The sequence below is a fragment of the Paracoccus sp. L-17 genome (assembly GCF_056857655.1).
The window spans coordinates 1-19,924 of sequence record NZ_JBSXNM010000024.1 but is presented as its reverse complement, the minus strand read 5'-3'; the positions used below and the strand labels follow the sequence as shown (position 1 = coordinate 19,924).

The following is a 19,924-nucleotide window of genomic DNA, read 5'->3' as shown; positions in this document are numbered from 1 at the left end:
AACGACACCTGAAGGTCTCGTTCTGGGAAATTCGGGGGAATCCGTTTAGTTTGCGGCAGAACATTCGCTGCGCCCTGCATGAATGTCCTGATCGGGCATGGCTACCATCATCTGCTACGAACGGCAGCAATGGGCCGACCTTACCTCGGCCGATGGCATCGGTGCGCGGTTCGTTCCCAGACAGGTGACGACCGCCGTTCGGCGCAGAATCCACCGCTTACAGATCGTCTAAGGCGGTGGTGTCCGCGGTGATCCCGATCCCCTCACAGACAATCTGCATTCGATCAGAGGGAAACGGTCGCAGGAGACGCGCAGCATCCTCGGCGCTGCCAGCGAGCCAGGTGTCATAATCCTGCTCGTCCAGGATCACCGGCATCCGTGTCGGATGCACTGGCTTGACCAGATCGTTGGCCGTTGTCGTGACCATTGTATGCGTCAGCCAATCGCCGGCGTCACCGTCGATGCCTGGCTGCCCCGCGCGCCAGAGGCCGGCGAAGGCAAAGGGCGGGCGCGCTGCGCTGCCCTTGACCGCGAACCAGAAATCCGTCGCCGGGTTCCTGCCCTTGGCCTCGCGGAAGGCCGAGCCCGGAATCAGGCAGCGTCGATTGAGAAAACTGTCCTTCCATAGCCCAGACGACCGCAGCTTGTCGTCACGGGCATTGTTCCAGGCCGCGGGCTGGATCGGCTTGCCGGTCTTCTTGCTCACCTGTGGCGTCAGGAATCCCCAATGCATCTCTACCAGCTCGCGCCGGCCGTCTGTGCCAAGGCGGACAACGGGGGCCTCGTATTTCGGCCAGATGGCTGTCTGGCCCCGATAGTTGCCGAGATGATCGTGCTCGCCCATCACCTCGAAGATCTCGCGCATCACCGCCTGTGACGTGGTATTCGCATAAAGATTGCACATGCTCGCCCCCAGCGTTTTAGCCCTGCATCCCACCATACGCCGCCGCGATCTGCGCGGAAATGCGGGCCAGCTCCGTGATCCGTCGCGGTGCCGGCTCAAACCGGCTGGCCACGATCCAGGCCTCCCGCAACATGCGCCCCTTCGGGTGACGTTCGCACAGCACATCGACCGCGGCGATGACCTCGCGCGACAGCGGATCACGCCGCGCCGCGCCGGCGGCCGCGGCGTCGAGCGTCGCGATGGCCGCGGCCTGGGCCTCGCGCCCTGCGATCTGTTCCGACCAGGCGCCGCCGAAGGCGACATTGCGAAGCTGACCGGACCTGTCCATTTTGCCCCCTTGCTGAATGAGAACAAACATAGAACATAAGGGGCGCCCTGCCCATCCGCGACATCTGGTGTCATGTCCTCCTTCCGCGTCCTCTATCTCGATATGAACAGCTTTTTCGCGAGCGTCGAGCAGCAGCTCGATCCCGCGCTGCGCGGCCGGCCCGTAGCGATCACCGCCGTCGATTCGGACAGCGGCGCCTGCGTCGCCGCGTCCTACGAGGCGAAAGCCCATGGTGTCAAAACCGGCACCCATGTCCGGGATGCGCGGCGCCTTTGCCCCGGCATCATCCTGCGCCCCTCGCGCCATCGCCTCTATGTCCGCTTCAACCTGGCCGTCGCCGATGTTCTGGACCGCCATGCCGAACTGACCCATATCCGCAGCGTCGATGAGTTCCAGCTGGCCCTGTCCGGCGAGGCTCGGACCCTCGTCGGCGCCGTCGATCTGGTCGCACGCCTCAAGGCTGCCGTCGCCGCCGAGGTCGGCGACTGCCTGCGCTTCTCGGCCGGGATCGGGCCAAATCATCTCCTCGCCAAGATCGCGGGCAAGCTGGAGAAGCCGGACGGATGCCAATGGCTTGGGCCGGAGAACATGCCAGAGGCCATCGCCCACCTGTCCCTGGACGATCTGCCGGGTATTTCCACCGCCATCAAGGCGCGGCTCTTTCGCGCCCGCGTCTTCGATGTTCCGGGCCTATTCAGGCTCGATCCGCGGCACGCCCGGCTGATCTGGCGATCCGTCGAGGGCGAGCGGTTCGTGCGGATGCTCCAGGGCATGGAGATCCCCCTGATCGCCACCGAGCGCGGCGGATTCGGCAACAGCAAGGTGCTGTCGCCCGAATACCGCGATCCGCGCCGTGCCTACCTGGTCGGCCGCTGGCTGGTCGAAAAGGCGACCGCGCGGCTGCGCCGCGACGGTCGCGTCGCCGGGCGCTTCAGCCTGTCGGTCAGTTTCATGGCCGGCGGGGTCTGGTCCCGGAACGTCAGCTGCTTTCCGACACAGGATACCGCGATCTTCCTGCGGCTTCACCGCGCCCTGTGGGTGCGCCTCTGGCGCAGCGCACGACCGGGCGCGGTCATCAGCATCAGCGTGCATCTTGGCGATGTGGGCTTGCTGCTGGACCGGCGCGGGGATCTGTTGATGCCACTCGCCCCGGCCGAGCTGACCCGTGGCGAGAAGGTCTCGCGCGCGCTCGATCAGATCAACGCCCGCCACGGCGACGGTGCGATCCGCTTCGGCCTCAACACGCCCCATCCGGGATTCTTCGAGAGGGGGTAGCCTCGGCGGCATCCGCATGGCGATCCAGGTGGCCGAACTGGCGCGTGCTGGCATGACCCCAGACTGGATGCCGGGCGTCGTCCCACGCTGTGTCCCGATGGAAATCAAGAACAACCAGCATGGTGAGCGGGCGACGACCATCATCGTCGGCATCGAGCGGGTAAAAACACGCGGGAAGTGGCGAACGGTCGAGGTGCTGGCTTGCCCGGTCACCTGGCGGCCGCATCCCGAACAGATCGCATCCGCCCGGCGCGGCTATGACGACTGGTGGCAAGCGCTGGACTGGGTGCGCGATGGACTTCTGGCCGGTCGCATGCTGCGCGAGGTCGAGGTCACTTCGGCGATGCCGAAGGTGCGGCCGTGGCAGCTTCGATGCAGCTGAAAGCCCTTGAAACACGCTTAAAGTCTGGATTTCAGCTTCCGGCTGAAATACGGTCCTGAAAAGTAGTCCGGGGACAGATTTACCAATGGCATCAATAGACAACGGCTCTGACCTCGGCATTGAATCCAGCCTCTTCAAAACCGCCGACAAGCTCCGTGGTAATATGGAGCCGTCCGATTACAAGCACGTCGCTTTGGGCCTGATCTTTCTCAAGCATATCTCGGACGGGTTTGAACTGAAGCGCCAAGCGCTGTTGGCCGAATACCCCGAGGATGCAGAAGACCCCGACGCCTACCTCGCGGAAAATGTGTTCTGGGTTCCCACCGACGCCCGATGGTCGCATCTGCAAGCCAGCGCCAAGCAGCCCACTATCGGCAGGCTGATTGACGAGGCGATGATCGCTATCGAGAAGGTCAACCCCTCGCTGAAGGGCGTTCTGCCAAAGGACTACGGCCGACCCGCCCTCAATGCCGTCATGCTGGGCGAACTCATCGACCTTATCTCAGGCATCGCGCTGGGCGAGGGCAAAGACAAGGCGCGCGACCTCTTGGGCCGCGTCTACGAATATTTCCTCGGCCAGTTCGCGGGCAGCGAGGGCAAGCGCGGCGGCGAGTTTTACACCCCCCGATCAGTCGTCCGCACCATGGTCGAGATGCTGGAACCCTACAAAGGCCGCGTCTATGACCCCTGCTGCGGATCGGGCGGCATGTTCGTGCAGTCCGAGAAGTTCGTCGAGGCGCACGGCGGCCGTCTGGGCGACATCGCCATCTACGGGCAGGAGTCGAACTACACCACCTGGCGGCTGTGCAAGATGAACCTCGCCGTGCGCGGGATCGATGCCGACATCAAGTGGAACTCCGAGGGCACCTTCCACAAGAACGAACTGCCCGACCTGCGCGCCGACGTCATCCTGGCCAACCCGCCCTTCAACATCTCGGACTGGGGCGGCGAACGGCTGCGCGAGGATGGGCGCTGGAAGTATGGCATCCCGCCCGCGGGCAACGCCAACTTCGCCTGGTTGCAGCACATCCTGCACCACCTGTCGCCCACCGGCACGGCGGGGGTGGTGCTGGCCAATGGCTCCATGTCCTCCACCCAGTCGGGCGAGGGCGAGATGCGCCGCGCGATGATCGAGGGCGAGGTCGTGGACTGCATGATCGCCCTGCCGGGGCAGTTGTTCTATTCCACCCAGATCCCGGCCTGCCTGTGGTTTCTGGCGAAGGACAAGTCGAACGGCATCGCGCGCGACCGCAAGCTGCGTGACCGGCGCGGCGAGGTGCTGTTCATCGACGCCCGAAAGCTGGGCTTCATGGTGGACCGCACTCGGAAAGAGTTTGCCGACGCCGACATCGCCCAGATCGCCGAGACTTACCACGCTTGGCGGCTGGGTGAGGGCTATGCCGACGTGCCCGGCTTCTGCAAATCGGCAAGCATCGAGGAGATCCGGTCCCACGGCCACGTCCTGACCCCGGGCCGCTATGTGGGGGCCGAGGCGGCGGAGGAGGACGAAACGCCCTTTGCTGAACGGTTCAGTGCCTTGCAGGAACAGTTGGAGGCGCAGTTCGCCGAGGCCGAGGAATTGACGGCGACCATCCGGGCGCGGCTCGCGGGGGTTGGGGTGTGAGGGGTAGCGGTGTTTCTGTCCGACTTGGCGAAGTGACGGAAATCCTGACGGGGTTTCCCTTCAAGAGCAACGACTATTCAGATGATCCCTCCGACCCGAAGTTGCTTCGCGGTGACAACATCGCACAAGGTCGCGTGCGCTGGGACGGGGTCAAGAGATGGCCGCAGGCGCGAACAGCAGAAGTCGCGAACTATTGGCTCAAGGAAGGCGACGTAATCCTTGCGATGGACCGCCCGTGGATTGAGGCAGGTCTTAAATTTTGCGCCATCCAGGCCGACGATTTGCCTTGCCTATTGGTTCAACGGGTCGCGCGGCTACGCGGATCAAATGGACTTGATAACGGATTTCTGCGGTATCTGATCGGCAGCCAGGCTTTCACTGACCATGTTCTGGCGGTCCAAACAGGGACAGCGGTCCCTCACATCAGCAGCAAGCAAATTCAAGGCTTCCGTTTCGAGTTGCCCCCACTCTCTCAACAATGCGCGATTGCCGCCACCCTCGGGGCGCTGGATGACAAGATCGAGTTGAACCGGAAGATGAACGCCACGCTGGAGGCCATGGCGCGGGCGCTGTTCCGCGACTGGTTCGTCGATTTCGGCCCCACCCGCGCCAAGATGGAAGCCCGCGCCCCCTACCTCTCCCCCGACCTCTGGTCCCTCTTCCCCGACCGGCTGGACGAAGAGGGCAAGCCGGAGGGATGGGAGGAGAAGCCACTCGACGAAATCGCCGACTTCCTGAATGGGCTTGCCCTGCAGAAGTTCCCAGGCGAGGGTCAGGCCAACAGCCTTCCGGTCATCAAGATTGCCGAACTCCGAAACGGTATCACAGCCAACTCCAATCGCGCCTCACGCAAGGTTCCCTTGCAGTATGTGATCAAGGACGGCGACTTCCTGTTTTCATGGTCGGGCAGCTTGCTCGCGAAGTTCTGGACCGGTGGCGAGGGCGCGCTGAACCAGCACCTCTTCAAGGTCACCTCCGACCGTTACCCGGCGTGGTTCTTCAGCGAGTGGGTGCAGCATCACCTCGAAGAGTTCCAGATCATCGCGGCCTCGAAGGCAACCACGATGGGCCACATCCAGCGAGGCCACCTGAAAGCCGCCATGACGATATGCCCCCCGGACAATATCATCCCTAGGCTTGGCGAGGTCGTCGCACCCCTGATCGACAGGATCGTCCGAAATGAACTTGAATCCCGCACCCTCGCCCAGACCCGCGACCTCCTCCTCCCGCGCCTGATGTCGGAGGAGTTGCGGGTGGCCGATCTTGCCTCATTCGATCAGGAGGCCGTCGCATGAAGCTGCCAGTGCGCACCAAGAACGCCATGCTGCTCGGTAACGGCCTGATCGCCCATGTCCGCACAGTGCAGGAGTACCGGAAAAAGCACGGCAAGCTGCCCCAACGGCCCTACCTGACCTACACCCAGCTGGTCGAGCAAACCGGCGCGAAACTCGCCATGGTCGGCATCGGCAATTTCCTCGACGAGGTGATGTCGGCCATTCACGCGCCCGATGTCCCCGAAGCGCTGCGGGGCCTGACCCTGTTCGTGACCGACAAGACCGGCTTTATCGCGTATGGCACCGGCAAACACGACTGGCGCGGCATCGATGCCAAGAACGCCCCAGCATACCGCAAGGCTGTGCTGGACCAGGACTGGACGGACGTGGCGTTCATTTCGGCTGATGGCGAGGTCTGAAATTGCGGACCTTGCTTCACACATTCCTGGAGCTCGGGGACGCGGTATCGCGGAACTTGGCCTTCGCACATGCCAATGACGGCAAGATAAGCTATGGCGAAGAGACCGTAACAGAAACCAATCTGCTGGAAATTCTGCGTTGGCACTCCGACCGCGGTACGCAATTGACCGCTATCTCAAAAGGTCAGGAAGCCAAGATCGGAGCCGATTGGGAATGGGTTGTTGTCGGGCGGAAATACAGTCTTTTCATGCGTGTGCAGGCCAAGCGCACGAAGAAAAACGACAGCTTGACGATCAAGCACAAAGTCGGCAAAGCACCCAATGTTCAAGAGCAGATCGACGTTCTAATAAACAATTGCCCTGCGGCAAAACCCGGCGAAGTAACTTGGAGGCCGGTATATTGCTTCTATTCGAAGAATTCCGAGCGAAAGCGGTGGAAGTCCCCTGGAGGAACAGCCCCTTGGCGCTCCTATGAATATGGGTGCCTCATTGCAGACGCGACAGATATTAAGAAGAAGACCGGCATCAAGAAAATTCAGGATGTCGAAGACGTATCGCTTCCATGGCATATTTTCTTTGCGCCGTTAGGTTTCAAGACGCGGTACCTTTTTGCGGAATGGGCCGAAGGTAATGACGGCATATTGGGCTTCTTGATGTCAGAAGATTTCGTGGCTGTATCGCCGGACGAGGGGATGATGGCGAAGACTTCGATGCCGATAAAATGCCAACAAATGGCTTTCCAACTATCGAACAACTGAACGGCGAGATGGCAATCGACAAGGACATAGTCGGCATCAGAGAAACTAACCCTGAGGAGCTAGAGCGCGTTCGCACTCGGGATCGTCGGGACGGAGTTGATGCTCCTCGGTTCCTGATCATCGATGTAAAAGATGAACCGAGCAGGAGGCGCTGATGACCACCTTGTCAGAAGCCGAAGTTGAAGCCGTCCTCCTCGATCACCTCGCAGCGCTGGGCTACACCTGCATAAATGACGCTGTGTCTGGCCCCGATGGGCGCATTCCGGAGCGAGAGGCCTATTCAGACACGTTCCTGCCCGGTCGCCTCCGCGACGCAATCACCCGCTTGAACCCACAGATCCCAGAAGACGCCCGCGAGGATGCGTTGCGAAAGCTGCTGGGCATCGAGCGTCCATCCTTGATCGAGGAAAACCGCCGCCTGCACCGGGCTATGGTTGAGGGCGTGCCAGTGGAATTTCGGGCAGAAGATGGCTCGATTTGCGGTGATGCGGTGCGGCTGGTAGACCTTGAAGATCGGCTGAACGACTGGGTGGCCATCACGCAGTTCACGGTGATCGAAAACGGCAACAACCGCCGACCGGATGTAGTGGTGTTCCTGAACGGCCTGCCGGTCGGCGTAATCGAGGTGAAGAAGCCAGGGGCAGAGAATGCCACGCTCGGCGCGGCCTTTAACCAGTTGCAGACCTACAAGGCGCAGATCCCGTCGCTTTTCCGCGCCAATGCAGTCCTGGTTACAACAGACGGGGTAAAAGCGCGCATCGGCTCGCTGACAGCCGATCTGGAACGCTTCATGCCTTGGCGGACGACGGATGGCACCGACGTAGCCCCCAAGGGCGCTCCTGAAATGTCCGTGCTGATCGACGGAGTCTTCGCGCGGCCGCGCCTCTTGTCGCTGATGCAGGATTTCACGGTCTTTGGCGACACGCCCGGCGGCATCGCCAAGATCATCGCGGGCTATCACCAGTTCCACGCAGTAAAACGGGCCGTGGCCAGCACGGTGGAAGCCAGCCGCTCTGGGGGCGACCGTAAGGTTGGGGTAATCTGGCACACTCAGGGATCGGGGAAGAGCCTCCTTATGGCCTTCTATGCCGGACAGCTGGTGCGCGAACCGGCAATGAAAAATCCGACCGTTGTCGTCATCACCGACCGCAACGACCTTGACGACCAGCTCTTCGGCACCTTCTCTATGTGCCGCGACCTGATCCGCCAGACGCCAGTTCAGGCCGACAGCCGCGAGGACCTGCAGAAGGCGCTGTCGCGCGCCTCGGGTGGGGTGGTTTTCACCACTATTCAGAAGTTCGCCCCAGAGAAGGGTGAAGCATATCCTCTGCTGACTGATCGCCGCAACGTAGTGGTGATCGCCGACGAGGCGCACCGCAGCCAATACGGGTTCAAAGCACGTATCGAAAAGACGGGCGAGATCGCCTATGGCTTTGCAAAGCACCTGCGCGATGCGCTGCCCAACGCGTCTTTCATCGGCTTCACCGGCACCCCAATCGAGCAGGACGATGTGAACACGCCAGCCGTGTTCGGCCACTACATCGACGTCTACGACATCAGCCGTGCCGTCGAGGACGGGGCGACGGTGCCGATCTACTATGAAAGTCGGTTGGCACGCATCGAACTGCCTGAGGCGGAAAAGCCTAAGGTCGATGCCGAGATCGAGGAGCTGACCGAAGACGAGGCGGTCAGCGAACAGGAACGGCTTAAGCGCAAGTGGTCCACTGTCGAGGCGCTGGTCGGAGCTGAAAAGCGACTGCAAATGGTTGCCGAAGACCTCGTCGCCCATTTTGAGGCGCGGGTGCAGGCGATGGATGGCAAGGCCATGGTGGTCTGCATGAGCCGCCGCATCTGCGTGGACCTCTATAACCAGATCGTGGCGCTGCGCCCCGATTGGCATTCCGACGACGATGGTGCCGGGCTGGTGAAGATCGTCATGACCGGCTCCGCCTCGGATCCGGAAGCCTGGCAGCCGCATATCGGCGGCAAGGCGCGGCGTGACCTGCTCGCCAAGCGTGCGAAGGATCCGAAAGACCCGCTCAAGCTGGTGATTGTGCGGGACATGTGGCTGACCGGCTTCGACAGCCCCTCGATGCACACCATGTACATCGACAAGCCGATGCGCGGGCACGGTCTGATGCAGGCCATCGCGCGGGTGAACCGGGTGTTTCGCGACAAGCCAGCAGGGCTGATCGTCGACTACATTGGCATCGCCCAGAACCTGAAATCCGCGCTGGGCCAGTATTCCAAATCGGACCAGGAGCAAGCTGGCATCGACGAGGCCGAAGCCGTCGCTGCCCTTCTGGAACGGCTGGATATCGTGCGCGCCATGTATCATGGATTCGACTATTCCAAAGGGCTGACCGGCACACCGCATCAGCGCCTTGTCGCGTTGGCCGAGGCATTGGATTGGATCCTTGCAAAACAGGACGAGGCTGCCCAAAGGGAAACGGACAAGGAGGCCAAGAAGGCGGCGCACCGGCGGTATCAGGATGCTGTGCTTGGGTTGTCGAAGGCATTTGCGCTTTGCTCGGCAAGCGATGCTGCCCGAGAAGTTCGGGATGAGGTCGGGTTTTTCCAGACCGTGCGCGCCGCAATGATCAAGGCTGCCGACACATCGGGTCGGTCTGCGGCGGACAGGGATCTTGCGATCCGCCAGATCGTGAATGGCGCTGTGGCCTCGACCGAAATCGTCGACATCCTGTCAGCGGCCGGGCTGTCGTCACCGGACATTTCCATTCTGTCGGACGATTTCCTGGCCGAAGTCGGGCAGATGGAGAAAAAGAACCTCGCCCTAGAAGCCCTGAAAAAGCTGCTGAACGACGAAATCAGGTCGCGCAGCAAATCGAACGTGATCGAAACACGGAAGTTCTCCGAACGGCTTGAAGAGGCAATCTCGCGCTACCACACCAACGCTATCAGCATCGTCGAGGTACTTCAGGAACTGATCGCATTGGCCAAAGAAGTCCGCGAGGCCAGAAACCGTGGCGAGGAAACCGGCCTGACGCCCGAGGAAATCGCTTTCTATGATGCACTTGCCGACAACCAGAGCGCAGTAGACATTCTAGGCAATGATCAGCTGAAGATCATCGCACACGAATTGCTGAATGGCCTGAAGGCGAACGTTAGCATTGACTGGGCCCACCGGGACAGCGCCCGAGCACGATTGCGCGTTCTCGTAAAGCGCATCCTGCGGAAGCACGGCTATCCGCCAGATTTAGAAGAGGCGGCCGTACGGGGCGTGCTCGCTCAGGCGGAGGCGATGCTATCGGAATTTTCGAGGTAAGATGAACCCATTGTGCGATTGGGGAAAACTGACCCGTAATCGAAGCTATTGAAAGTCTCAGAAGGTCGGCTGCATGAAATTCAAACCACGCAACCTTCGCGCAATCGCCGATATGGTCATTGGGGATGCCGAGCATTTTCCTCGACGGTCCAGTTTTTTCATCACCAAGTTTTTCGAAGAGTGCGATCTCGACTTCGTTCACGATGGCACCACACGTGCGATCTGGGCCTCTCAGCGCCTTGAAGAGCTATTGGAAGAACCCCAACCCGCCGCCTTTCAGCTGCCAACGCGCTTTGTCGTTTTGCTCCGGACGCTAATGGACCCCCGAGAGGCAGAGGACGGTGACCTTGATCGAGGTAAGGCGTTGGCATTGCTGAACGAGCCTCTGACAAGGGAGGGCTATGAAGCATACTATGACGAGGATCGGACGCTGCAGATTCGCCACGTTGGTAGCAAGACAGTGTCAACGGCGACCAATCCCCATCGCCCCTTAACCCCCAAAGAAACAGAGCGTAAGAGGCAGTTGAACGCTTATCTCGATGCCTGCAGCGAAGACGGGCTGATCGAAGAAATCCTTTTGCCTCTGTTCCGGCAGCTTGGCTTCCACCGCCTTACGGCCGCTGGTCACGCCGACAAGGCCCTAGAATATGGCAAGGACGTCTGGATGCGCTTTGTTCTGCCCACCCAGCACGTCCTATACTTTGGCATTCAGGCAAAAAAGGGAAAGCTTGACTCAGCCGGGATGACGAAAGGATCAAATGCCAATATCGCCGAGATTTATCAGCAGGTCTTGATGATGCTGGGGCATGAGATTTTCGATCCGGAAACGAGCAAGAGAGCCCTTGTCGACCATGCCTTTATCGTTGCCGGTGGAATCATCACCAAGCAAGCGCGCAATTGGTTGGGAGGAAAGCTCGACGCCTCAAAGCGCAGCCAGATAATGTTCATGGACCGTGAAGACATCCTGAATCTTTATGTGACCTACAATATACCCCTTCCAGCGAACGCCCTGCCAAAGCTTGACCCGCTGCCGGATGAGATTCCGTTCTAATCGGGTTATCGGTCAACGGCCCCGTTTGGGCTGACCCCCCCCTTCCAATGGTTCCTCCCCGGCCCCGAACGTATGCGGGGGGGCGCAGCGCGGCATTTCGCTAGCGACAGGCAGTTTCACCGGGGAAGCCAGGCGGAATCCACCTGCCGTATGATCTTGGAAAAAGCGACTCGTTTTCAAAGGCTTGCGGAATCACGATCTTGGCGCGCTGGATTCTTTGCGGAATCCAGGGAATCCAGTTTGCCATAGAGTGATTGCGGGAAGCAGCGTTACGGCGTCGCCCTTCGGGCCGCGCCCCCGGTTCCGGCCTCATGGCCTCCACCCGAGCTGATCGGGTCGCTGCGCGCGGCTGCGGCATCCGGCTGAATGTCTCGTGCCGAGCCATCCCCCCGAACGCCGGTCCTGCGCGCCCTGCCCCGACGATCTCGCCCCTCGCGGGCGGGACCGCTGACGCAGGCGCAAGGCGCTGAGCGAGACAGCATGGATCGAGCGAAGCGCCGGGAGGCGATCCACCCAGAACGAATTACGCGAAACGCGAAACGGGATTTGGCGGGCGGCGCGATCCGCTGATGGCGGATAGCAAACGGCGGATTGCTATCGGCGGATGGCAATCGGCAGCCTGGGGTGACGGGCAGTAGGACAGACGCGGCCCGCGCGAGGGCGCGGGCCATGATGGGCTGTTGCCGTGCCGGTGGATCGACGCAGGCTGCGCCCGCGCTCACCCCCGCCCCGACGATGTTTCCCTTTCCCTTTGTCCGCCACGCATCCCTGCGTCTGACGGTCAATGGCCAAGCGCCGCGCGTGCCGCGCGTCGTCGTCCGGGCGGGCCGTGTCCTCGGCTGCGCCTGCGGGCCGCACCACCCCGCCCTCCCGAGCCTTGACAGTCAGCCCCAGGGCCGCGGGCAGGGCTGCGCCCTCCCCGCTTTGCCGTCCGAAAGGCATGGGGCCTTTCGACGACACGCAGAGAGGTCTCGCCCATCGGCGGAAAGCAGGCGCCAAGCCCCGCACCGCCCGTCGCAAGAGAAGGACGATGCCCATGCTGGCCGAAGACAACTTTGCCGTGGATTTCAGCTGCACCACCTGCGGGACGATCATCAATGCCCTGACCTGCCCGAGCCATTGCCCGCAATGCCACGCCGCCGCGCCCGATCACGGTTTCCCGACCGCCGAGGCCGTGAAGATCGCGGAACAGAACGACCGTTTTCGCGCGGGGCTGCTGACCGGGACCGCAAGCGATCTGCGCGGCCAGGTTGTCGTGACCTCTGCCGTCAATGGCATGGGGAGGGATTTCCTGACTGCCGCGCTGATGGCGGTGGCCGGGGACAGCACGTTCACCCCGGACAATGACCCTTACGGCGATCATGGTTTCGGCACCGTCACCGTGCTGACCGTCAAGCTGTTCTGGAAGATCGACCTTTACGACGAGGAACTGGTTTACGGCTCGCCCGCACCGGCCAACCCCGCCGTCACCCGGCGCGTCCTGACCATCATGTTCCCCTCCGATTACTAATCCGTGATCCCGGCCCGCGTCATGCTCCCGGCGGGCCGGTCAACTGCCAAGGCAACCGGAAAGGAGGTGAGAACAACGAACCAATGGCTTGAACAGCGCATCGCGGAAGCGTGGGCGCTTATCAGGAAGGGCGGTCACTCCGCCAAGATCGGCCACGCCTTCCTGAACCAGCACGGGGTCATGTGACCCCCTCGCCTCACCCGATCACGGGTGGGGCACCGATAACACGAAACCACAGTCGCAAACAAGGAAAAGACCCATGAAACAAGGTGCCATCACCACCGCCCCGATCCAGTATTTCCCGCTGGACGCGCTCTATCTCTCGGACATGAACCCCCGTCAGGACGTTGATGCCGACCGCATCGACCAACTGGCCGACAGCATCGTGGCCGTGGGCCTGTTGCAGAACCTTGCGGGGCTTGCCGACGAGGCCGGAAAGGTCGGGATCGTCGCGGGCGGTCGCCGTCTGCGCGCCCTGATCCGGGCCTTCGAGAAACATGCCGATCTGCTGGACCGCCGCCCGGAACTGGCCGAAATCCCGGTCCGTCTGGCCCCCGACGCGGCCACCGCGCGGGCATGGGCCAGCGTCGAGAACGCGGCCCGCGAGGATTTGCACCCCGCCGATGAAATCCGCGCCTATGGCCGGATGGCCGACACCGGCAGCGATGTGCCGACCATCGCCCGCGTCTTCGCCGTGACCGAATCCCATGTTTACCGCCGCCTTGCGCTGGCCGCCCTGCCCGCCCCGATCCTCGATGCGCTGAAAGCGGGCGAAATCACCCTTGAGGCCGCGAAATGCTTCACCGTGGCCCAGGACGAAGCCCTTGCGCTCGATATTCTGGACCGCGTGCGCGGGCAGGACGTGTCGGCCCACCGCCTGAAACAGCTTCTGCAACCCGAGGCGATCCGCGACACCGACCGCCGCGCCGTCTATGTCGGGCTTGCCGCCTATGAAGGCGCAGGCGGCCCCATCACCCGCGATCTGTTCGCCAACGAGGTGTTTCTGGGCGATGGCGCGCTGCTGGACCGGCTCTTTGCCGAAAAGCTGGCGATGGACGCCGAGGCCATCGGCCATGGCTGGACATGGGTCGAGACCAGCCCGGAGTCGTGGATCAGCTATGATGTGACCTCGAAGCTGGACCGCATTTACCGGATCGAGGGCGAACTGTCCGAGGAACAGGCCGAGCGTTTCGACGAATTGTCGGAACTGGCCGAGGCCGAGGCGCTGGACGCGGACGGACAGGCCGAACTCGATGCGCTGGACGCCATCGCGCAAGGCGATTTCACCGATGCGCAGCGCGACCATGCCGGGCTGTTCATCTTCGTGGACAGTCGCGGGCAACTGACCGTGCAGGCCGCCTATGTCCGGGCCGAGGACCGCGAGGCCGCGATTGCGGCGGAGGTGCTGACCGGACACGCCGCGCGGAGCCGCGACGGCAGCACCGCCGATGCCGCCCCAAAATCGCCCATCAGCAACGCGCTGCGCGACGATCTGGGCCGGGTGGCGCAGGGCGCGCGGCAGAATGCGGCGCTGCGCGATCCCGAACTGCTGATCGACCTGCTGGCCTATCAGTTGAGCCACGGCCTTGCCTGGCGCAAGCCGTTCGGGCTTGCGACAGAGGACGTGCCGAACTGGCCGACCACCGAGGCCGAGGGATATGCGCTGGACGACCGCCTGACCGCCAACCCGCCGCGCGACATGTATGGAAAGGACCTTGCCAAATCCTTCCGCGCCTTCCGTGCCAAGGGGGCCGGGCATGTTCGGGGCGAACTGGTGCGGATGCTGGCCGCGCATTACCGGGGCGGGTCCGATGAACTGGCCGCGCTGATCGACAAGGAAACGAAGCCCGCGATCCGCGACGTGTGGACGCCCACCGCCGCGAACTTCTTTTCCCGCGTCGGAGGCCCTTACCTCAACGACCTGTGGCGCGATCTGCTGGACCTCGCCGCCGATCACCCCACCGCCACCAGCTTCGCCAAGCTGAAAAAGGGCGAGAAGGCGGCAAAGCTGGAAACCCTGTTCAGCGATGCCGACACCCGCAAGGCGCTCGGGATCACCGAGGCGCAGGAGGCCCGCATCGCGGCATGGCTGCCCGAGGGCATGGCCTGATAACAGCGGGGCGTGCGGTTATCGCGCGCCCCGATCCCTGCAACCCGGATTGAGAAAGGACAGCACAGATGGATTATGCACGGGAGAAATCATGGCACGGTCTTTCCTGCACCTGCGGCGGGGGCTACCGCGTCGGCCATGCCATCGGCTGCGAATATTCCACGGCGGCGGACAACCTCACTCAGCTCGAGTCTGATCTGGCGCGCGCCGTGACCCACGGCGATCATGCGGAAGCCGCCGATCTGCGCCGCATCAGGGCAGCGATCGAGGTTGTCGCCGCACGATCCGCCACGACAGGCTGACCCATGCGCTTCCTCAGATCGCCCCGTCACCCGTTCACCGACACCGCCCGCAAGCGGGCCGCGCTGGCCCGCAGACAGAAAGCCGACCGGGACGCCCTGCCGCTCTTCGCCGCCGAGATCGCGGCCCGTCAGAAAAGCCCCGATGATGTGATGCAGGCGCGCGCGAATGCCTGGGCCGCGCACGAGGCCCGCAGCCGCCAGCGTCGCGCCGATCAGTGGCGGCGTGCCCGCCGCCTGATCGACGCCATGCCACCACGGCAGCGGCGCAGGGTCCGGGCGGCGTGGGACGGCGCACCCTATCCCGCCGATCCGGTCTATCTGCTGGATTTCCTGCACAGCCTTGAGGCCGGGCGGATCGCCCTCGATGCCCTGCCCTTCACCCTGCGACGCGTGAACCCGCGCGGTCTCGCGATCGCCTGAAAAACGGCGGCGGGAGTCACCCGCCGCCAGTCCAACAGGGAAGTTTGTTCAATATGTCTGACTGCACGACACATCGCCATCCTGTTTTTGCCGTCCCCTGTCCGACCTGTCAGGCGAGTGTCGGCGCATGGTGCTGCCGCCCGCGCGGACGCTATCGCGACTGAGCCTTACGCTTTCCTTCTGCGACGAAGGTTGACTGGCCCCGCCTCGTGCGGGGTTCTTTTTGTGACGAGGCAGGAATTGCCCTGTCCTGCCCTCGGCAGAACGCCGGGAGACAGGACAGGCCCGGCGCTTCGCGCCGAGCCGCGCCCTGGCGCGGCAGCGACAGCCAACCGGCGCAACAATCGTGCCTGGCTGTTAACCCGGCCGAGCCTCGGCCGGGGCCAGGCCGCACCACCCCACACGGTCTCTGGAGTCTCCCACACGGGTCAAGGACGGCGCCGCGCCGAAGGGGCGCGGCTTGCAAGCGCCTGTGCCGGGCGTCCCTGACCTCGCGTGTCCGATACCGCCGACCGCGCAGGGCGGGCGATATGCCTTCTCCGAGACGCGGCAATCACCTATATTGACACCAAGGAGCTATACACATGACCGACGCTGAAGCCCGCAAGTTCGATACCGAGATCGCACAGCTTGCCGCCAACACGGCTAAGCTGAATGCCGAAACCGCCAAGCTTCTGGCAGAGACCAGAAAGCTCACCACGGAAGCGCGGTGGTACCTGCTCGTCGTCGGATCCGGCGCGACACTCGCAATTGTCGCTATTGCCAAGCTGTTCTTCTGACAATCCTGCGGCCCCTTCGGGGGCCGCTTTGCTATGTGCCGAAGCTGGGGCGCGCTGGATAACATAGGGCGGCTGACGCCGCCCTTCCCTGCCTTAGCCCGACTTGCAGCAAACAACCAACCGGACCAGTGCGGACGTTCATCCAGAAAGCAGCGAATGCCGGCGCCGAGCCCTTTTTTCCATTTGTTTTGCGATGCAGCAAAGGTCTGTTCTGGAGCTTGACGGTTGCGAAACCCGAGTTTAGACAGGGGGTTCAGGGGTCCGCAAGAACCCCGTGAGGCGCCAGCCCAATCTTGCATCCTTCCAACCTGTTTAAGGAGGATGCTTAATGGCGTCATACAATGAAATCCCCGTATCGACATTGGCCCGCTTGGTGGGCACACCTGATTGTCCCGTACTGCTTGATGTGCGCATTGATGAAGACTTCGATGCGGACCCGCACCTGATCCCTGGCGCGGTGCGTCAACCATTTCTTGACGTGATTAAACTTGCCCACGATCTCACGGGCCGTCCGGTCGTTGTCTACTGCCAGAAGGGCCTGAAAATCAGCCAGGGTGCCGCCGCGTTGTTGCGATCAGCCGGTGCGAAGGCGGAAGTCCTCGAAGGTGGGCAATTCGCCTGGAGAGATGCCGGGCTTCCGATGGTCCTTGCGGAAAAGCTGCCGCCACTAGATGCCAGCGGACGCACAGTCTGGGTTACACGTCACAGGCCAAAGATCGACAGGATTGCCTGTCCCTGGCTTATTCGCCGGTTTGTCGACCCGAATGCCCAAATACTGTTTGTCGCCGCATCGCAGGTTGCCAGTGTCGCAGAGCGTTTCAATGCGACGCCCTTCGACATTGAAGACGTTTTCTGGAGCCACCGCGACGAAAAATGCACGTTCGACACGATGATTGAAGAGTTCGGCATCAGTCATGATGCGCTTGAGAGATTGGCCGTAATCGTGCGTGGTGCCGACACCAACAGGCATGATCTGGCACCCGAAGCGGCGGGACTTTTGGCCGCCTCACTGGGTCTGTCTCGAATGTATCGTGACGATCTGGAACAGCTCGAAGCTGGCATGCTGCTTTACGACGCATTCTATCGGTGGGCGCGCGATGCCACGGATGAAGGGCATGCCTGGCCCGCTGCATTGACGAAGGCGTAGGTTATGAGTGGTTCCAGTGACGTCCTGATGGACAAAACCCCGACGCTCGCGGAGGCGACACGGGTTTGGTGGAAGATCGGCATCCTGTCGTTTGGCGGTCCCGCCGCCCAGATCGCGCTCACGCACAAGGAGGTCGTCGAAAACCGCAGCTGGCTCTCTGAGCAGCAGTTCCTGAATGCGCTGAGCTTTTGCATGCTCTTGCCCGGCCCCGAGGCGATGCAGTTGGCTACCTATGCCGGGTGGCGGCTGCATGGCACGCTCGGCGGCTTGATCGCCGGGCTGCTGTTCGTCTTGCCCGGTGCCGCCGTGATCATGTTGCTGGCGACAATCTACAGCATCTATGGCGATGTACCGCTGGTGGAGGCGCTGTTTTACGGAATCAAGGCTGCCGTTCTGGTGATCGTGGTCGAGGCATTGTTGCGGGTCGCGAAAAAGGCACTTTCGCAGCGCGCGCATTGGCTGATCGCGGCATTGGCGTTTATCGGGATATTCTTCTTGTCGATCCCCTATCCGTTGATCGTCCTAATGACGGGCCTGTTCGGCTGGTTCATGGGAACCGTGGACATGGATCGGAAGGCCGTGGACATGGCGCACGTGTCGGTGGGTAAGACGAGCCTTACGATCGCAACATGGCTGGCGATCTGGCTACTGCCGCTGCTCGCCCTCGGATGGTTGGGCGCGCCGGACATCCTGGTTGAGGTCGGCAGGTTCTTCTCCACACTTGCCGTCGTGACCTTCGGCGGTGCTTATGCTGTTCTCGCCTACATGGCACAGGATGTCGTTGTCCAGTTCGGCTGGCTAACCGCAGGCGAAATGGTCGACGCCCTTGGGTTGGCGGAAACGACACCTGGCCCGCTTATCCTGGTCACACAATTCGTCGGGTTTCTCGCCGGTTTTAAGGACGGTGGGCTTTTGCTTGGCCTGAGTGCTGCCGTGGTGGCGCTTTGGGTCACCTTCGCGCCGTGCTTTCTCTGGATATTCGTTGGCGCACCTTACATCGAATGGATATCGAACCAACCACGACTGAGAGGCGCTCTCAAGGCAATCACCGCCGCCGTCGTGGGCGTCATCCTAAATCTTTCGATCTGGTTTGCGCTGCATGTTCTGTTCTCTGGCGTGAACCGGCAGAAGCTGGGACCCATAACGCTTTGGCGGCCTGACCTTGCAACCATCGAATGGCTCGCCGTAGCCCTGTTCATCCTCAGCGCCTTCCTGGCTTTCCGGCTACACTGGGGTATCATTAGGATTCTGTTGGTGGCGTCGCTTCTTGGAGCTGGTTTGAGGTTGTTTCTCTGAGGTCTACCCGAAGAACATGAAAAACTCGGACTGCCTTTGCGATGCGCCGTACCCGTAGTGCGGTCCGGATCAGAACGGCTCACCCTGTGCGCGGCATCCAGAAAGGGAACTTTGGTTTCGAGACAACGTCAGAAGCGGTCATTCGAAGCCACCGCAGCGAACTGGCGCTTCGTCCGCAGTGCGTAAGTTCATGTGGAGCACGGCGAAGGGCCGCTTTGGCACGCGCGAGGGGGCGACCAAAGCTATCGGCGCATCGCCGTCAAGCCGGCGACCGTGCCCCAGTCGCGCTGTCGCGCGACCCGAGCCAGCCAGGGCGATGCGGTCGGCTGCGGCGCCTGCGGTCTGTCTCGTCCCGAGCCAGATCCTCGATCGCCGGTCCGGACCGCCCTGCCCCGCCCGTCTCGGCCCATCCGGGTGTCGGTCACTTGCGCGGGCTGGCCTTCAGCCCTCGCGCAGAACCGGATCATCGGGCGGGCTTTCGAGGCCCCTGCCAATCCCGGTCGCTCTCCCGCCGGGACGCGTGCATCCTGCCGGGAACACAGGCGGCGGGGGCGGTTTCGGGCGCGGCCAGCAGGGTTGCGGTTGATCCGGACACGAGATGCGCAGTCCCAGCCCTTGCCATCCTTCCCGCTGTCGGTCCGTCGATCGCTTGGCTCCGTGGCCGGTTGGTCCTGTCCTGCAAGGGGCGTTTCTTCCTGATGAAACATGACAGGGCAGCGCGGATGACGGCCTTCGGCCTTCAACGACGAATTTCCCCTGGCCTGCGGCCATTCCGCGCGCACCAAATTCGCCTTTGACAGCCGCTATTTCTGCCCTGTCCCCAGGGGTTTCATCGAAACGCCAGGCAGGAAAGGAAAATCCAATGGCCACCGAAAACATGAAGCTCCGCGTCAAGACCGGCGAGAAGGACGGCAAGAATTCTCTAATGACCGCAGTCAAGCCTTGCTCGCAACACACGACGGCCGCCCGAATTGATCTGGCGGGTTGCTCGATTATGAATGCGGCGGGCAGGATGCCGGGGCAATGTGCGACGGCTGATCATACTCTAATCCGCGCGTT

At 62.3% G+C, this 19,924-nt stretch carries 18 protein-coding genes and 1 pseudogene; 17 read left to right on the top strand and 2 right to left on the bottom strand.

Annotation, left to right across the window (positions count from 1 at the left end; all coding sequences use genetic code 11):
• Positions 1–97: 97 nt before the first annotated feature.
• Positions 98–232, top strand: coding sequence for a hypothetical protein (locus AC13CR_RS02345; protein WP_482919984.1), 135 nt, complete (start codon positions 98–100; stop codon positions 230–232).
• On the opposite strand, the gene AC13CR_RS02340 is transcribed toward AC13CR_RS02345, so the two are convergent.
• Together AC13CR_RS02340 and AC13CR_RS02335 are read right to left on the bottom strand one after the other, a co-directional pair.
• Positions 218–904, bottom strand: a complete 687-nt coding sequence (locus AC13CR_RS02340) for an SOS response-associated peptidase (RefSeq protein ID WP_482900609.1) — start codon at positions 902–904, stop codon at positions 218–220. The two genes, AC13CR_RS02345 and AC13CR_RS02340, sit on opposite strands and share 15 nt — an antisense overlap.
• Positions 905–920: 16 nt before the next feature.
• A complete protein-coding gene (locus AC13CR_RS02335; RefSeq protein ID WP_482900608.1) occupies positions 921–1,232 on the bottom strand; it encodes a hypothetical protein in 312 nt (103 codons plus the stop codon).
• Between the two features lie 102 nt (positions 1,233–1,334).
• Here AC13CR_RS02335 and AC13CR_RS02330 point away from each other — a divergent pair, with 102 nt between their 5' ends.
• The 16 genes and pseudogenes from AC13CR_RS02330 to AC13CR_RS02255 all read left to right on the top strand — a co-directional run.
• On the top strand, positions 1,335–2,507 hold the full coding sequence (locus AC13CR_RS02330; RefSeq protein WP_482900607.1) for a DNA polymerase Y family protein: 1,173 nt from the start codon (positions 1,335–1,337) through the stop codon (positions 2,505–2,507).
• Positions 2,506–2,889 (top strand): annotated as a pseudogene (locus AC13CR_RS02325) (hypothetical protein); the annotation flags it as partial. The gene AC13CR_RS02330 and the pseudogene AC13CR_RS02325, both read left to right, overlap by 2 nt.
• Positions 2,890–2,974: 85 nt before the next feature.
• Positions 2,975–4,513, top strand: a complete 1,539-nt coding sequence (locus AC13CR_RS02320) for a class I SAM-dependent DNA methyltransferase (RefSeq protein ID WP_482900606.1) — start codon at positions 2,975–2,977, stop codon at positions 4,511–4,513.
• Positions 4,510–5,808: a restriction endonuclease subunit S gene (locus tag AC13CR_RS02315; protein WP_482900605.1), complete on the top strand. Its 1,299-nt coding sequence runs from the start codon at positions 4,510–4,512 to the stop codon at positions 5,806–5,808. Before AC13CR_RS02320 ends, AC13CR_RS02315 begins: the two co-directional genes overlap by 4 nt.
• The gene (locus AC13CR_RS02310; RefSeq protein WP_482900604.1) at positions 5,805–6,206 is read left to right on the top strand and encodes a hypothetical protein; all 402 of its coding nucleotides are present in this window, start codon (positions 5,805–5,807) and stop codon (positions 6,204–6,206) included. Before AC13CR_RS02315 ends, AC13CR_RS02310 begins: the two co-directional genes overlap by 4 nt.
• Before the next feature lie 11 nt (positions 6,207–6,217).
• Positions 6,218–6,964 carry a DUF6615 family protein gene (locus AC13CR_RS02305; protein WP_482900603.1) on the top strand — a complete coding sequence of 249 codons (747 nt, stop codon included), beginning with the start codon at positions 6,218–6,220 and terminating at the stop codon, positions 6,962–6,964.
• Between the two features lie 154 nt (positions 6,965–7,118).
• Complete coding sequence (locus AC13CR_RS02300) at positions 7,119–10,250, top strand: type I restriction endonuclease subunit R (RefSeq protein WP_482900602.1); 3,132 nt, start codon at positions 7,119–7,121, stop codon at positions 10,248–10,250.
• A 73-nt stretch (positions 10,251–10,323) separates the two neighbouring features.
• Positions 10,324–11,301 (top strand): hypothetical protein, encoded by a 978-nt coding sequence (locus AC13CR_RS02295; RefSeq protein WP_482900601.1) that lies wholly within the window; start codon positions 10,324–10,326, stop codon positions 11,299–11,301.
• 1,036 nt (positions 11,302–12,337) lie between these two features.
• A complete protein-coding gene (locus AC13CR_RS02290) occupies positions 12,338–12,811 on the top strand; it encodes a DUF3768 domain-containing protein (RefSeq protein ID WP_482900600.1) in 474 nt (157 codons plus the stop codon).
• Positions 12,812–13,070: 259 nt separating this feature from the next.
• The gene (locus AC13CR_RS02285) at positions 13,071–14,921 is read left to right on the top strand and encodes a ParB/RepB/Spo0J family partition protein (protein WP_482900599.1); all 1,851 of its coding nucleotides are present in this window, start codon (positions 13,071–13,073) and stop codon (positions 14,919–14,921) included.
• Between the two features lie 68 nt (positions 14,922–14,989).
• Complete coding sequence (locus tag AC13CR_RS02280; protein WP_482900598.1) at positions 14,990–15,223, top strand: hypothetical protein; 234 nt, start codon at positions 14,990–14,992, stop codon at positions 15,221–15,223.
• 3 nt (positions 15,224–15,226) lie between these two features.
• On the top strand, positions 15,227–15,643 hold the full coding sequence (locus AC13CR_RS02275) for a hypothetical protein (protein WP_482900597.1): 417 nt from the start codon (positions 15,227–15,229) through the stop codon (positions 15,641–15,643).
• 584 nt (positions 15,644–16,227) lie between these two features.
• A complete protein-coding gene (locus tag AC13CR_RS02270; protein WP_260278435.1) occupies positions 16,228–16,422 on the top strand; it encodes a hypothetical protein in 195 nt (64 codons plus the stop codon).
• A 328-nt stretch (positions 16,423–16,750) separates the two neighbouring features.
• Positions 16,751–17,569, top strand: a complete 819-nt coding sequence (locus tag AC13CR_RS02265; protein WP_216033804.1) for a chromate resistance protein ChrB domain-containing protein — start codon at positions 16,751–16,753, stop codon at positions 17,567–17,569.
• Positions 17,570–17,596: 27 nt separating this feature from the next.
• The gene (gene chrA, locus AC13CR_RS02260) at positions 17,597–18,865 is read left to right on the top strand and encodes a chromate efflux transporter (RefSeq protein WP_482900596.1); all 1,269 of its coding nucleotides are present in this window, start codon (positions 17,597–17,599) and stop codon (positions 18,863–18,865) included.
• Between the two features lie 862 nt (positions 18,866–19,727).
• A partial coding sequence (locus AC13CR_RS02255) for a hypothetical protein (RefSeq protein ID WP_482900595.1) occupies positions 19,728–19,924 on the top strand: 197 nt, incomplete at its 3' end.